At 41.0% G+C, this 295-nt stretch carries 1 pseudogene; it reads right to left on the bottom strand.

The window, feature by feature from the left end:
• Positions 1 to 29: 29 nt before the first annotated feature.
• Positions 30 to 295: pseudogene (locus MZO40_RS17155) on the bottom strand (glycoside hydrolase family 3 protein); the annotation flags it as partial.

The following is a 295-nucleotide window of genomic DNA, read 5'->3' as shown; positions in this document are numbered from 1 at the left end:
ATGATTAAAATTCTCCTACTATATTATAGTTAAGCCGTTAAATCTCCGCAGAATGGGTCAACAGGGCTTTTGCCGACGAATGGTTCTTGACCACTGATTTTGCGTAATAACGCATCAATATTTGATTGATTTCACGTATAAGCATTGATAAATGTCGAGACTCGTGGCAAATCAAACAAGTGGTATGGATTGGCCGTAGAGATGAAGACTGTTGGAATACTTTTCAAATACCAAGGAGCATCGGCAGCCATTAAATTGACCCAATTCAACCGGGTCGTCGTTTGGTTGCTGGCAG

It is taken from the genome of Lactiplantibacillus sp. B652, from assembly GCF_023806745.1.
Taxonomy (GTDB): Bacteria; Bacillota; Bacilli; order Lactobacillales; family Lactobacillaceae; genus Lactiplantibacillus; species Lactiplantibacillus pentosus.
Note: the sequence above shows the minus strand (reverse complement) of the source record. Positions and strands in the feature narration are given on the sequence as shown.